The sequence below is a fragment of the Paraburkholderia hayleyella genome (genome assembly GCF_009455685.1).
Classification (GTDB): Bacteria; Pseudomonadota; Gammaproteobacteria; order Burkholderiales; family Burkholderiaceae; genus Paraburkholderia; species Paraburkholderia hayleyella.
The window spans coordinates 2291033-2305339 of record NZ_QPES01000001.1 but is presented as its reverse complement, the minus strand read 5'-3'; the positions used below and the strand labels follow the sequence as shown (position 1 = coordinate 2305339).

Annotated in this window: 13 protein-coding genes, 1 tRNA gene and 1 pseudogene; 9 read left to right on the top strand and 6 right to left on the bottom strand. The window is 60.0% G+C overall.

Annotated features, from left to right (window positions below; translation table 11 throughout):
* Positions 1-22: 22 nt before the first annotated feature.
* On the top strand, positions 23-169 hold the full coding sequence (locus tag GH657_RS10230; RefSeq protein ID WP_153100662.1) for a hypothetical protein: 147 nt from the start codon (positions 23-25) through the stop codon (positions 167-169).
* 40 nt (positions 170-209) lie between these two features.
* Here the strand turns inward: GH657_RS10230 and GH657_RS10225 are convergent, their stop codons facing one another.
* Positions 210-1013, bottom strand: coding sequence for an inositol monophosphatase family protein (locus GH657_RS10225; protein WP_153100661.1), 804 nt, complete (start codon positions 1011-1013; stop codon positions 210-212).
* A 283-nt stretch (positions 1014-1296) separates the two neighbouring features.
* On the opposite strand from GH657_RS10225, the gene GH657_RS10220 reads away from it, so the two are divergent.
* Positions 1297-2112: an RNA methyltransferase gene (locus GH657_RS10220; RefSeq protein WP_153100660.1), complete on the top strand. Its 816-nt coding sequence runs from the start codon at positions 1297-1299 to the stop codon at positions 2110-2112.
* 78 nt (positions 2113-2190) lie between these two features.
* Here the strand turns inward: GH657_RS10220 and GH657_RS10215 are convergent, their stop codons facing one another.
* The 4 genes from GH657_RS10215 to GH657_RS10200 form a co-directional block, all read right to left on the bottom strand.
* Entirely contained in the window at positions 2191-2997 is an 807-nt protein-coding gene (locus GH657_RS10215) for a UDP-2,3-diacylglucosamine diphosphatase (protein ID WP_153100659.1), read from the bottom strand.
* Between the two features lie 87 nt (positions 2998-3084).
* On the bottom strand, positions 3085-3579 hold the full coding sequence (locus GH657_RS10210) for a peptidylprolyl isomerase (protein ID WP_153100658.1): 495 nt from the start codon (positions 3577-3579) through the stop codon (positions 3085-3087).
* A gap of 105 nt (positions 3580-3684) precedes the next feature.
* A complete protein-coding gene (locus GH657_RS10205; protein ID WP_153100657.1) occupies positions 3685-4266 on the bottom strand; it encodes a peptidylprolyl isomerase in 582 nt (193 codons plus the stop codon).
* A 100-nt stretch (positions 4267-4366) separates the two neighbouring features.
* Positions 4367-5104, bottom strand: a complete 738-nt coding sequence (locus tag GH657_RS10200) for a tetratricopeptide repeat protein (protein ID WP_153100656.1) — start codon at positions 5102-5104, stop codon at positions 4367-4369.
* 253 nt (positions 5105-5357) lie between these two features.
* Here GH657_RS10200 and cysS point away from each other — a divergent pair, with 253 nt between their 5' ends.
* The 6 genes from cysS to GH657_RS10170 all read left to right on the top strand — a co-directional run bounded on the left by cysS (position 5358) and on the right by GH657_RS10170 (position 12410).
* Positions 5358-6755: a cysteine--tRNA ligase gene (gene cysS, locus GH657_RS10195; protein WP_153100655.1), complete on the top strand. Its 1398-nt coding sequence runs from the start codon at positions 5358-5360 to the stop codon at positions 6753-6755.
* Positions 6756-6800: 45 nt separating this feature from the next.
* Entirely contained in the window at positions 6801-7859 is a 1059-nt protein-coding gene (locus tag GH657_RS10190) for a DNA-3-methyladenine glycosylase family protein (protein WP_153100654.1), read from the top strand.
* Between the two features lie 111 nt (positions 7860-7970).
* Positions 7971-8942 (top strand): acetyl-CoA carboxylase carboxyltransferase subunit alpha, encoded by a 972-nt coding sequence (locus GH657_RS10185; RefSeq protein WP_153100653.1) that lies wholly within the window; start codon positions 7971-7973, stop codon positions 8940-8942.
* Positions 8943-9066: 124 nt separating this feature from the next.
* A complete protein-coding gene (gene tilS / locus GH657_RS10180; protein WP_153100652.1) occupies positions 9067-10554 on the top strand; it encodes a tRNA lysidine(34) synthetase TilS in 1488 nt (495 codons plus the stop codon).
* A gap of 301 nt (positions 10555-10855) precedes the next feature.
* Positions 10856-12106 (top strand): aspartate kinase, encoded by a 1251-nt coding sequence (locus GH657_RS10175; protein ID WP_153100651.1) that lies wholly within the window; start codon positions 10856-10858, stop codon positions 12104-12106.
* Positions 12107-12316: 210 nt separating this feature from the next.
* Positions 12317-12410: transfer RNA gene (locus tag GH657_RS10170), tRNA-Ser, on the top strand.
* A gap of 113 nt (positions 12411-12523) precedes the next feature.
* Here GH657_RS10170 and GH657_RS10165 read toward each other — a convergent pair.
* Positions 12524-13623, bottom strand: a protein-coding gene (locus GH657_RS10165) for an IS3 family transposase (RefSeq protein ID WP_425495738.1) whose coding sequence is annotated in 2 segments (ribosomal slippage) — positions 12524-13362 and positions 13362-13623 — 1101 coding nt in all. Because the reading frame shifts where the segments join, the coding sequence is not laid out codon by codon here.
* A gap of 78 nt (positions 13624-13701) precedes the next feature.
* Between GH657_RS10165 and GH657_RS10160 the strand changes: the two are divergent.
* Positions 13702-13845, top strand: a pseudogene (locus tag GH657_RS10160) (integrase core domain-containing protein); the annotation flags it as partial.
* Positions 13846-14307 lie beyond the last annotated feature (462 nt).

Sequence of the window (14307 nt, the reverse complement as noted above, 5' to 3'; positions counted from 1 at the left end):
GCGCTGGGGCGCGTAGCCACCGGTGTTCGAGCGCGCGCTTGAGCGGCGCGGCATCGCCTCGCGCGCTCAAGGTGCCGAGCGCGGCTGGCAACAGCAGATCGGGGAGATCGGGGAGATCGGGGGAAATCTGGAAAGCCAGGAAGCAAAAAAGCGGCCGAAGCCGCTTTAAAACAAAACAGGCGAGCCGCTGTCCGTGTCCTTAGCCGTACTCAGGCGCCTGGCTGCTTCAGACGGCTATAGCGCGAGACAATCGGGACCATCTGCGCATACAGCTTGGGGTTGCCCGCCAGAATCTCGCCGAGATGCAGGAAATCCGAATCGCCCGTGTAATTGCCGACCAACCCTCCCGCTTCCGTAATCAGCAGGCTGCCCGCGGCGACATCCCAGGCATGAATGCCTTGCTCGAAAAAACCATCCAGACGCCCGGCGGCGACGTTCGCCAGATCGAGCGCGGCCGCGCCTGGGCGGCGCAGGCCGGCGCAAGCTTCGGTCATGTCGGTGAACAGACGGGTGTAGGGTTCGAGCCCGCTCTTGTCGCGGAACGGAAAGCCCGTGGCAATCAGGCCATCGGCGAGCCGGTCGCGGCGGCCGACGCGAATGCGGCGGTCATTCAGAAACGCGCCACGGCCGCGCGAGGCCGTAAACAAATCGTTGCGAGTCGGGTCATATACCACGGCCTGGGTCACGATGCCCTTGTGCACCAGCGCAATCGACACGCAGTAGTAAGGAAAGCCGTGGATGAAGTTCGTGGTGCCGTCGAGCGGATCGATGATCCACTGGAATTCGGATTCGTTGTCGGAGCGGCCGGATTCTTCCGCCAAAAAGGCGTGATCGGGGTAGGCGGTTTTGAGGGTATCGAGGATCGCGGCTTCGGCTGCCTTGTCGACTTCGGTCACGAAATCGTTGTGCTGCTTTTTGCTGACCTGGACCAGATCGAGATCGAGCGAGGCCCGATTGATGATTTGCGCGGCGCGGCGAGCGGCCTTGACCGCGATGTTAAGCATGGGATGCATGAGCCTGGATCCTTTTGCCAGCGCCTGGAATTATCACAGGGCATGGCCGGTTGAAATATGCCGGAAAAGCAAGGTGGCAATGTGAGGCGCGGTCAACGGCGCTTTCCATCGACAAGACGGGGCGAGACGAATTGGACAAGAACGAGGCGTCTGTCTGAAGACAGCGCGAGAGCGCGATTTTACCCGAGTCCTGGCCACTCGGGCAGCATGCTGTTAAAGCATGCTGTGCGCGCTCGGGATGACGCTAACATAGCGCTTCTTCCAACTTGCCCGACCTTAAGCCGTGACCCATTCCCTTTCTTCACCGCCCGTGCCGGCTGTCTTTGCCGGGTTTGCCGCGACGCGTTTCATTCTGGTCGAACCGAGCCATCCAGGTAACGTCGGCGCGGCCGCCCGCGCGCTCAAAACGATGGGTTTTACGCGGCTCGTGCTGGTTGCGCCACGCGTGTCAGGGGTGTTGGCGGAGCCGGAGGCGCTGGCCATGGCGTCTGGCGCCACCGATGTGCTGGCCGCCGCGCAAGTGGTGCCGACGCTGGCCGAGGCGCTGGCGGGCGTGCAATGGTCGATGGCGCTGACCGCGCGTTCGCGCGAGTACGGCCCGCCGCAACTCACGCCGAAAACCGCGGCGCTTGAGGCCTGCACGCACGCGGCGCAGGGCGAGATGGCGCTGGTGTTCGGTAATGAGCGCACGGGTTTGTCAAACGAAGACGTCGAGCGTTGCAGCGTGCGTGCGCATATTCCCGCGAACCCGGCGTATAGCTCGCTGAATCTCGCTCAGGCGGTGCAGGTGCTGGCTTATGAATTGCGTGCGGCGTTTTCCTCGGCCAGCGCTGCGGCGGGCTCGCCATTGCTGTCGTCGCTGCCGGCTTCCGTTGGGAGCGCATGGGCGGCCAGCGACGATATCGAACGCATGTATGTGCATCTGGAACAGGCCCTGATTGCGCTAGCGTTTCTCGATCCTGGCCATCCCAAGAAACTCATGTCGCGTTTGCGTCAGCTGTTTGCGCGTTCGGGCCTTGAAGCAGAGGAGGTCAATATCGTGCGCGGGATCGCCAAGCATATTTTGTTAAAGACCAAGCCGCCCGGCGCTGAGGGGTAAGCGTGGGCGCCGGGCCGATGCCGTGCGCGGCTCAAGCCTCATTGCGCTTCATTGAGCCTCATGTCATTGAACCTCATGTCATTGAGCCTCATCGAGCGCTTGCGCCGTGATGCCTTGAGCATCGAGCCGCAGATAGCCGCCGCGCCGCTCACCGTGATCCAGCTCCCAGTCCGGCAGTACCCAGCGCGTGCCGTCCGCTTCCACATGACGGGCCGGGCGATGCGTATGGCCATGAATGAGGGTGGCCGTGCCCGATTTTTTGAACAGTGCGGCGATGGCTTCGCGCGTGACGTCATAGCGCGGCGTGACGGGGCGCAGGCGGCCTGCTTCGCTGTTGCGCCGCATGCGTTCGGCGAGCGCCAGGCGCCATTTGAGCGGCCACGCCAGAAAAAGTTGTTGCACAAGCGGCATCCGTACCAGACGGCGAAACCGTTGATAGCCGTGGTCTGCGGTGCATTGGGCATCGCCATGGGCGAGCGTGAGGCGCAAGCCAAAGGCCGTGAGGGTGAACGGGTCGGGCAACCCGATGGCGCCAGCGGCTTGCATAAAACGCCGGCCTAGCAGGAAGTCGCGGTTGCCATGCATGACATAGAGCGCGATGCCCCGTTCGGACAACGTATGCATCAAGGCAGCCATGCGCGCCACAAAGGGTTCGGCGAGCATGTCGTCGCCGATCCAGTATTCGAACAGGTCGCCGAGAATAAAAACCGAATCGGCTTCTTCCGCGGTCACGCGCACGAAGTGCTCGAACGCCGCCACCGTGCGTGGAATCGCCTCGCTCAAATGCAGGTCGGCGATGAAAAAGAGCGGACGCGCGGGCGCGGGCGCAGCACCCGCGCCGGGCCCGCCCGCAGCCGCGCTACCCTGTGGCGTATCAGGCAGCATCAAGGCGTCAGCCCTTGATTCGTGATTCGTGATTCATGATTCACGGTTCATGGCTCACGCTTGGGCAAGCATCGGGCGTGGGTCACGTTATTCGACGATGACGGCTTTTTCGATGATGACGTCGTCGGTAGGCACGTCCTGGTGAAAGCCCTTCGTGCCGGTCTTGACCTTGCGGATTTTCTCCACCACATCGAGGCCGTCCACCACCTTGCCGAACACGGCATAGCCCCAGCCCTGCGGCGTAGGCGACGTGTGGTTGAGGAAGTCGTTGTCGCTGACGTTGATGAAGAACTGCGCGGTTGCCGAATGCGGATCGTTCGTGCGCGCCATGGCAATCGAGCCCTTGACGTTTTTCAGGCCGTTGTTGGCTTCGTTGGCAATTTGCTCGCCCGTCGCTTTTTGCGTCATGCCAGGCTCGAAGCCGCCGCCCTGGATCATGAAGCCGTCAATGACGCGATGAAAAACGGTGTTGTTGTAATGGCCGGATTTCACATAGTTGAGAAAGTTTTCAACGGATTTAGGCGCTTTTTCAGCGTTGAGTTCAAGCTTGATGATGCCGTGATTGGTATGCAGTTCAACCATGATGAAATCCTTTGCCAGACGGGTGGCGGGTTAAAAAGAAAAGAGCGGAAAGCTGGCGCGACAGGCGGCATGGCTGCCCCAGGCGCGCCTTGAGGTGAAACACGTTTATTTGCCGACGACGGTGGCGGACTCGATCACGATGGGGGTTTGCGGCACATCGCTCATCGGGCCGCGCGAGGTGGTGGGCGTGCCTTCGATTTTTTTCACGACATCCATGCCCGAGGTGACCTTGCCGAATACCGCATAGCCATTGCCATCGGGGTTGGGGTAATCCAGCCCGGCGTTATCGACGGTATTGATGAAGAACTGCGCGGTGGCTGAATTAGGGTCGCTGGTGCGCGCCATGGCGAGTGTGCCGGCGGTGTTTTTCAGGCCGTTGCGGCTTTCAAGCGGAATGGGCGCGCGCGTGGGTTTTTCGGCATAGCTGGTGGTGAAGCCGCCGCCCTGAATCATGAAGCCGCGAATCACGCGATGGAAAATCGTGCCGTTGTACTGGCCGGATTTGACGTAGCCCAGAAAGTTCTCAACGGATTTGGGGGCTTTTTCAGGGTAAAGCTCGACGCGGATGTTACCCGCCGAGGTCTTGAACAGCACAGCGGGATGCGCGGCTTGCGCGGTGGGCTGGGCAAAGGCCGGAGCCTGGGCGATCAGGGCGGCGCTACCGAGCGCCAGCATCAACCGTTTCATGGAGATCCTCTAGAGGGGTAATGAAGCGTGGTTCAAAAGAGCAAAGGGGTAAAGGGATAAAGAAAAAGCAAAGAGTCAACAACGGGGTGGCGCGAGAGGCTTAGCGGGAAGGGGCGACGTAAGGCAGGATGGCCATCGAGCCGGAGGGGCCGCCGAACTGGAAGCCGGGGGTTTGTAGCGGCGCTTCGATGGCAGGCGCGGGAGGGGCCGCGATTGCCGCACGCGCAGCCGGGCTGTCGCCGGGCCGGGTTGGGGTTGGCGGCGGGGCGATGATTTTCTGGATATCGCCTAGCCGCTGACGCGTGGTCCCGCTGGCTTGCCCTGAATCCTGGGCGTGGCGATAGGCTTCGCTAGCCAGACGCAAATAAAGGTCACCGAGATTTTCGTAGGCCAAACCATAGCCAGGGTTGACCTTGATGGCCATTTCCAGCGCCTGGCGTGCTTCAGCATAGTGGCCCCGTCTGGCTTCGAGCATGGCCAGGTTGTTGTAGGGTTCGGGCAGTTCGGGATAGATCTGCGTCAGTTCGGTGAAGGCGGCGATGGCTTCGTCGTCGCGCTTGAGCCGGGCGAGCACCGTGGCGCGCTTGAATTTCGCCTGGGCGTCACGCGGATGGGCGGCAATGCGTGTCTCAAGCTGGGCGAGCGCGGTATCCCAGTTTTGGGCTGCGATGGAGGCGTCGATTTCAGGCGTGCTGTCGCGCACGGCGGAGCCCGATGCCAGAGGCGAGCTGTTTGGCGCGGCGGCCGCGCTAGCCGAAAAAAACGTCAGAGTGAAACCGCAAAGGGCCGTGATGGCAAGGGCTTTGGCGCTGCATACGCGGCCATTGGAAGGTTTCATAGGCTTGAATTCTGGGTGTTATACTCCGGCGCATTCTAACAAAAGGTCTGCGCGTTCCGTCGAACCACAGACTGTCTTTTCGCCACTTGGGGTCGTCTTTCTGTTTTGCTTGCAGCCGGAACGCCGCACCAATTGCGCTGCTTCGTTGCTGCCCATGCTGCTTTTCGCGCGAATCTCGCTTTACCCGGCGCGGCAGACACACCATCAGGTGAAGCACCGTACGGATTATTCGGCCCACGCCTCGCCTGTCTCTATGGAATCTCTGCGCATTTACAACACGCTCGCGCGTGACAAGCAAACTTTTGTGCCACTTGAAGACGGTGCCGTGCGGATGTACGTCTGCGGCATGACGGTATATGACTACTGTCATATCGGCCATGCGCGGGTGATGGTGGTGTTCGATATCGTGCAGCGCTGGTTGCGCCAGCTCGGCTATCGCGTGACCTACGTGAGCAACATTACCGATATCGACGACAAGATCATCCGCCGCGCGCTCGAAAACGGTGAAACCATCAAGGCGCTGACCGAACGTTTCATTCAGGCGATGCATGAAGATGCGGATGCGCTGGGGGTTCAGCGTCCCGATCTCGAACCTCGCGCAACCGATTTCATCCCGCAAATGCTGGGCCTGATCGACAAGCTGGAAGCGCAAGGTTATGCCTATCAGGCCGATGACGGCGACGTGAATTACGCCGTGCGCAAGTTCGCGCGTTATGGCCAGCTATCGGGCAAATCGCTGGAAGACCTGCGGGCGGGCGAGCGCGTGGCGGCCAATGACGCCAAGCATGATCCGCTCGATTTCGTGTTATGGAAGCAGGCCAAGCCCGGCGAGCCTGAAGACAGCGGCTGGGATTCGAAATACGGCCGCGGCCGGCCAGGCTGGCATATCGAGTGCTCGGCGATGGGCTGCACGCTGCTGGGCGAGCATTTCGATATTCACGGCGGCGGCCAGGACCTGCAGTTTCCACACCACGAAAATGAAATCGCCCAGAGCGAAGGCGCGAGTGGGCAAACCTATGTCAATTACTGGATGCATAACGGTTATGTCCAGATCGACAACCAGAAGATGTCCAAATCGCTGGGCAACTTTTTTACGATTCGTGAGGTGCTGGCCCAGTACGACGCCGAAGTGGTGCGTTTTTTCATCACACGGGCGCATTACCGCTCGCCGCTGAACTATAGCGATGTCCATATCGACGACGCGCGCCAGGCGCTGACCCGCTTGTATACGGCGTTAAAAGAAGTGCCCCCGGATGCGGCGGCGCTTGACTGGCATGATGCCTATGCGCTGCGTTTCAGTGCGGCGCTCAACGATGACTTCAACACGCCGGTGGCCATGGCACTGTTGTTCGAGCTGGCGGGCGAAGTCAACCGGACCCGGAGTGCGGCGCTGGCGTGCCAGCTCAAGGGCTTGGCAGGCGTGCTGGGCTTGCTGCAGCGCGAGCCGCGCCACTTCCTGCAGCAGGCGTCAGGGCCTGCGCTGGCCGTCACGCTTGAGGCGGATCAAATCGACGCCATGATCGCGGCGCGTGTCGCCGCGAAGCACGCCAAAAATTACGCTGAAGCAGACCGGCTCCGGGCAGTACTGCTCGAAGCCGGGATTGCACTTGAAGATAAACCCGGTGGATCGACTGAATGGCGGCGTGTGTGAGCGCGCCTCGGGCTTTCTTTTAATCGATTCGCCGCAGGAGGCAGGATGGCAACGGCCACGAAGACGCCGGTTAAACGGGGCGCAGCCACAACGGGCACGGCGGCGGCAAAATCGCCCCGCGCGAAAAGCGCTGTGGCAGCGAAAGCCGCAAAAGGCAAGACGCCTCTGGCCGCCGGACGCGGCGCCAAGGGCGTGGCAGGCGAGGCGCCGAACGAGATAACGGCGGTGAAGGCAGTGAAGGCGTTGAAGCCGGCCAAGCCGCTTAAACCGCTTAAACCGCTGAAGACAGTGAAAGCCGTGAAAGCAGTAAAGGCGAAAAAAGAGACGAGCGACGTTCAGAACAACAAGGATGTCAAAGCGTCTCGCCCATCTCGGGCGAAAGCCCAGGAAAGCTTGCCTGAGGCTGATATTGATATCGATATCAATATCGATATCAATACTGAAGTTGCCGTTCCTGTGCAACTGGGTGGCCTGACGCCCGAGATCGAGCGGCCAGCCTACTGGGACGGGGCTTGTAACGATCTCGTCAAGCGTGACCGGATTCTCAGCAAGCTGATTCCGAAGTTTGGCCCGGTGCATTTGCTGAGCCGGGGCGATCCGTTTGTCACGCTGGCGCGCTCGGTGGTTGGACAACAGATCTCGGTGACGTCCGCGCAAGCGGTGTGGCAGCGCGTCGAAACCGCGTGCCCGAAGCTGGTGCCGCAACAGTTCATCAAGCTGGGTCACGACAAACTGATGGCGTGCGGGCTGTCAAAACGCAAGACAGAATACATCCTTGATCTGGCCCGGCATTTTGTCTCGGGCGCGCTGCACGTGGGCAAATGGACGTCGATGGATGACGAGGCGGTGATTGCCGAACTGACACAGATTCGCGGCATTGGACGCTGGACCGCCGAGATGTTTCTGATTTTCAACCTGTCGCGGCCCAATGTGCTGCCACTTGACGATTTAGGCCTGATCCGCGCCATCAGCGTGAATTACTTTAGTGGCGAGCCCGTCACGCGCAGTGAGGCACGGGAGGTCGCCGCAAACTGGGAGCCCTGGCGCACGGTGGCCACCTGGTACATGTGGCGCAGCCTTGATCCCTTGCCCGTCGATTATTAACGGTTTCGTTTCACGGCCAGGGTCTTTTCAAAGGCCATAGCCGCGAAGTATTTTGAGCGGAGCGCGCGCAGGTAGAATACGCGCTGCCGGTAAGTCCAAGGATGACAACCCATGAAGACCACGTTTCTGGATTTCGAACAGCCGATTGCTGAACTCGAAGCAAAGATCGAAGAATTACGCTTCGTGCAGGACGATTCGGCTGTTGATATTTCGGAAGAAATCGAGCGGCTCTCGAAAAAAAGCCTGCAACTGACCAAAGATCTCTACGCCAACCTGACGCCGTGGCAAGTCTCACAGATTGCCCGTCATCCGCAGCGGCCGTACACGCTCGATTACGTCAATGAGCTTTTCACCGATTTTCACGAACTGCATGGCGACCGTTCTTACACGGACGACCTGTCGATCGTGGGCGGCCTCGCCCGTTTCAGCGGCCAGCCCTGCATGGTGATTGGCCAGCAAAAAGGCCGCGATACCCGTGAGCGTTCGCTGCGCAATTTCGGCATGCCGCGCCCCGAGGGGTATCGCAAGGCTGAACGGTTGATGCGGCTCGCTGAAAAATTCGGCTTGCCGATTTTCACGTTTATCGACACCCCCGGCGCCTATCCAGGCATTGGTGCCGAAGAGCGGGGCCAGTCGGAAGCCATTGGCCGCAACCTGTATGTGATGGCCGAGCTGAAAACGCCGATCATTGCCACGATCATCGGCGAAGGCGGATCGGGCGGCGCGCTTGCCATCGCCGTCGGCGACAGCGTGTTGATGCTGCAGTTTTCGACGTACTCCGTGATTTCGCCAGAAGGCTGCGCGTCGATTCTCTGGAAGAGCGCGGCGAAGGCGCCCGAAGCCGCGGAAGCGCTGGGGCTCACCGCGCACCGGCTGAAAGCGCTGGGTTTGATCGACAAGATCGTGGCCGAGCCGGTAGGCGGTGCGCACCGTGATGTGAAGGGGATGGCCGCGCTGCTGCGGCGCGCGCTCTCCGATACGCTGCGCCAGTTCCAGGGGATGAGCACGACGGATCTGCGTCAGCGCCGTTTTGAGCGCCTGATGGCTTACGGCAAATTCAAGGAAACGGCGCCGGGTGCCTGACCGGGCGGGCGCCGGGCGGGCGCCGGGCGGGCGTATACGCTAGCGCTCCAGCGTGCCTGGCGCCTGCCTGTCCCCCGTTTTTCCTCTCATTCAAACTTCCGGCGCTTGAAGCCTCCTCGCGGTGATGCCTTTCATTGATCCTTCCATTGATCGCCTCGTGACCGGGGCGATCGGTGCGGCGCTGGCATCGCTGCCGGCTGGCGCCAAAGTGGCGCTTGCGTTTAGTGGCGGCGTGGATTCCTCCGTGCTGCTCGACGCGGCCGTCCGGGTGGCCGGCGCGGCGCGCTGTATCGCGTTGCATGTGCATCACGGCCTGAGTCCGAACGCCGATGCCTGGCTCGCGCATTGTCAGGCGGTTGCAGCGGCGCATGGCGTGGCTTTTGCCGCCCAGCATGCCGACGTGTCGCGCGGCGCGGGACACGGCCTTGAGGCCGCGGCCCGCGATGCGCGTTATCGCGCGCTTGAGGCACTGTGCCGCGAGCATCGTGTCGATGCGCTGTGGCTTGGGCAGCATGCGGACGATCAAGCCGAAACGGTGCTGTTGCAACTGCTGCGTGGCAGTGGTCTCGCCGGGCTGGCCGCGATGGCGGCTGAGCGCTTGCCGCCAGGTGCGTCAGTGGTCCATCAGCGGCCCTTGCTGCATATACTGCGCGCCCAACTGGAACGCTATGCCGCGGAGCGGGACCTGCACTGGATCGACGACGAATCCAACACAGATACGCGGTATGCGCGCAACGCGCTGCGCCATGAGGTCATGCCTGCGCTGGCGGTGCATTTTCCAGGGTTCCGCGATGCGCTGTCGCGTACCGCAGCGCATGCGGCAGCGGCGCAAGGCCTGCTCGATACGCTTGCGTGGCGGGATCTGCAAAACGTGGCGCTTGACGAGGAGGGGACGGCGTCTTCGTTTCTGTCTTCGCCCTCGCTGCCATCGCCGTCGTCTGCTTTACTGCCTTTGCAGGTCTCGCTCTCGCATGCGGGCTTGCTGGCGCTCGATGACGACCGGGCGTTGAACCTGCTGCGCTACTGGATACGCCTGTGCGGTTTGCCTGCGCCCTCTGCCGCGCGTTTGAACGACGCGTGGCGGCAGTTGCGCGCGGTTCAGGGCGGCCATGCGCTGCGCGTCGACCATGCGGGCCACGCGCTGCGCTGCTATCGCGGTGCGCTTTACTGGGAAGCGGGTGATAGTGCCGAACCCGCGGATGAAACGACACAGCCTGAGCGGGAAGTCAGCCAGCTTGTGTGGCAAGGCGAAGCCATCTGGCGCTTGCCGCAATGGCGCGGCACCTTTGTGTTTACGGCTGCGAGCCAGGATGATCCTGACGCGGTGCCACGGGCGCTGCTCGACCAGGCGCTGTTGACGGCACGCTCCCGCCGTGGCGGTGAGCGAATGCGCCGCAAACGCTTAAGTCCTGGCCGGACGCTGAAAAATCTTTTCCAGGAGCAAGGCGTGCCCGCATGGAGGCGCGATGTGCCGCTGCTGTGGGTGGGCGAGGTCCTGTTGTACGTGCCTTTGCTTGGCGTGAATCATGCCGCGCTGCCCGAACCTGATGCGGCACACAGCCGCTCGCCTGGTGTGCGAATCGACTGGCGCGAGGATCTGCTGCTCGCCTGAGGGGCGCTGACGCTCATCTGAAAGATTGACCGAACCTTTATTGGGATTCGGTTTGCGCAATTTTGAGAGTCTCTTTTCGGCTTGTTTTTTACCTTTCGATCGGGTAGGGTTACCCGTTTTGCCCGGGCCGCCGCAATTGGCTTCTGATTGTGGTTGAGTGCGCCGGATGCACCAGATGCACCAGCTGCACCAGCTGCACCAGCTGCACCAGACGGAAGGGCACAGGCGCGGGGCAGATTGATTTCGGGCGCGGTAACGCGGTTTTGCGGGTTTGCGGTTTTTTCTCCAGTTCAAAACGACAATGGCACTCATCGTACATAAATACGGCGGCACTTCGATGGGCTCGGTCGAGCGCATCAAGAATGTCGCACAACGCGTCGCCAAGTGGCACAAGGCGGGTCACAAGATGGTCGTTGTCCCGTCGGCGATGTCCGGCGAAACCAACCGTCTGCTTGGCCTCGCCAAAGAGATTTCGTCGCAGCCCAGCCCGCGCGAGCTCGACATGATTGCCGCAACCGGCGAGCAGGTGAGCGTGGGCCTGCTGTCCATCGCGCTGCAGGAAGCCGGTGTCGACGCGATCAGCTACACGGGCTGGCAAGTGCCGGTCAAAACCGATAGCGCTTTTACCAAGGCACGGATTAGCGATATCGATGGCGAGCGCGTCCTGCGCGATCTCGACGCGGGCCGGGTGGTGGTGATCACCGGGTTTCAGGGCATTGATCCCGATGGTCATATCACCACGCTGGGCCGGGGCGGCTCGGATACCTCGGCCGTTGCGGTGGCCGCCGCGCTCAAGGCGGAAGAATGCCTGATCTATACCGATGTCGATGGCGTCTACACGACGGACCCACGCGTTGTCGAAGAAGCGCGCCGGCTCGATCGCGTGACGTTCGAGGAGATGCTGGAAATGGCCAGCCTCGGCTCGAAGGTGTTACAGATTCGTTCTGTCGAATTCGCTGGCAAGTATCAGGTCAAGACACGGGTACTTTCCAGCCTGACGGATCCGCTGATTCCGCTCGAAACAGAAATGACCTCGGGCACCCTGATTACTTTTGAAGAAGACGAGACCATGGAAAAGGCAGTTATCTCGGGCATTGCATTCCAGCGTGACGAAGCGCGCATTGCTGTGATTGGGGTGCCGGACAAGCCGGGCATCGCGTACCAGATACTGGGCCCGGTCGCCGAGGCCAATATCGATGTCGACATGATCATCCAGAACCAGAGCGTCGATGGCAAAACGGCTTTCACGTTCACGGTGGCGCGCGGCGACTATCAACGCGCGATGGAAATCCTGACCAGCCAGGTGAAGGGGCAGGTCGCGGCGGAGCAGGTGCTGGGTGAGCCGAAGGTGTCGAAGGTCTCGGTAGTCGGTGTCGGCATGCGCTCGCACGTCGGCATTGCCAGCACGATGTTCCGCACGCTGGCCGAAGAGGGGATCAATATCCAGATGATCTCGACTTCCGAAATCAAGATATCGGTGCTGATTGATGAAAAGTACACGGAGCTGGCCGTGCGCGCATTGCATAAGGCGTTCGATCTTGAGCAGGCATGAAGCCCTGATCTTGAGCGGGGCGGCTTAAAGCCACAGGAAACCTGGTTGTCCTTTGTCTGCTGTCGGGTTGGGGTTTCGGGTTGAGGTTTATGAGGCCCATGATTCAAACCTTTGCGGCATAAAAAGTATGTCGCGGAAATTGACCTGGGTTCTGTAACCCGCTATGATCTTGGCTTCGTCGCACTGACTCCCTGTGCGAGCGAAAGTTTGGGAGACGTGGCCGAGAGGTCGAAGGCACTCCCCTGCTAAGGGAGCATCTGGGCCAAAACCTGGATCGAGGGTTCGAATCCCTCCGTCTCCGCCAAAAGCGGTGAGAAAACCCCGCAAGTTCAAGGACTTGCGGGGTTTTTGCTTTTCGGCCCATCAATTAGTCCATCAATTAGCCTGACCTCCCCCCGGATAACCGAGCACTTTGGCCTAGAGAGTTCCGGCTTCAAGGTGGGCAAGTCGGAACTCACCCGGAGTCAAATCGCCTAGCGAACTATGCGGTCTGAAGTCGTTGTAATCCTGTCGCCAGCCTTCGATCTTTTCTCGGGCATCGTCCAGTGACAGAAACCAATGCACGTTCAGGCATTCATCCCGAAAACTGCCGTTAAATGACTCGATGAACGGATTGTCCGTGGGTTTGCCAGGACGGGAGAAGTCCAACGTTACGCCATTTTCATACGCCCAGTGATCCAGCGCATGAGAAATAAATTCGCTCCCGTTATCGACCTGTATCCGTTTCGGGGCACCTCGCAGCGATTTTAGATGTCCCATCGTTGCCACCACATCGGCAGCCTTCAAGGCGTGATCGACGGTAATCGCCAAGCTCTCCCGACTAAAGTTATCGACCACAGTTAAGGCCCGGATTTTCTGCCCGTTGAACAACTGATCGGCCACGAAATCCATGCGCCAGCACGCATTCACCGTAGAGATTTCGGGGCGCTCCATACGGTGTGCGGCAGCGACACGACGGCGAGGCCGCTTACGCCTCAGGTTCAGCCCCTCTTCACAGTAGATTCGGTAGGTTTTCTTGTGATTGATCAACCAGCCTTCGCGGCGCAGCAGAACGTGAATGCGCTCTACGCCGTAACGTATCCGAGTTTCGGCAATCTCCCGGATGCGCCGGCGCTCGGCACGGTCATCACGTGGGCTCGGCACATAGAAGTACGTGGCCTGGCGTAGCTGCAATAGTGCTGTCGCACGCCGGATGCTCACCCGATACGCTTGAATCAAAAAATCAGCCAGCTCGCGCTTACGGGCTGGCTTCACAGCTTTTTTTGCACCACCTCCTGAAGCATTTGCTTGTCGAGGCTTAGGTCGGCCACCATGCGCTTGAGTCGGGCGTTCTCCTCTTCGAGTTGCTTTAGGCGCCGCAACTCCGAAACGCCGAGGCCGCCGTACTTCTTCTTCCAGTTGTAGAACGTGGCTTCGGAAATACCCATCTTCCGACACACTTCTGCCACCGGGGTACCCAGTTCGGCCTGCTTCAGCGCGAACGCGATCTGCTCTTCCGTGTACCTGGATTTCTTCATGCAAACCTCCCGCCCGTCAGGGCTTCAAATTTGCCAGAAATCTCTACTTCTCGCCGCTACGTTTTTTCGGGGGGAGGTCACGGGTTCACCAGTCTGCCGCATGCCAAGGTGGTGATCGAGGTATGGCGACGGGAATATAACGAGGAGCGGCCGAAGAAATCACTGGGCGGATTAACGCCGGCAACCTACGCCCGGAACCTGGCGGAAAAGCAGTTACATTAACCCTCGGACTCTAAAGCTCAGTGATACTGAAGACAGGAAGACGTCGCATCTGCAGAACTCCCTCTTAACGAGAAAATCTTAATTCTCCCAACGATGGATTTGCGGGGGCATTACCGTGGTTCTAATAAAGTTAGCGGAGAAATGTTTTAAGCTGCGAAAAATTTTCGTAATTAGAATTCGACTGGTTAGTCGCAAGTTGTTTTTTTATGATTTGCAAGATGCGAAATTTATTGTTAGTAAAGTTTATTTGGAACCAGATGATGGAGTGGCTGTACTTCAAGAAAATAGCGAGTTCTCGGATGTTCGATTTTCGGACCCAAGACAAGGTGCTGATGGTCAAGTTACAATCGGCTGGGTCCATTTTGCAGATCTTGTGAATCTGTTTCCTCCAATTGTGAGAAAATAAGAAGCGCGTTGCGAATAATGACAAAACCCCAGAGGGATAGTGAATGGGTTATTTAC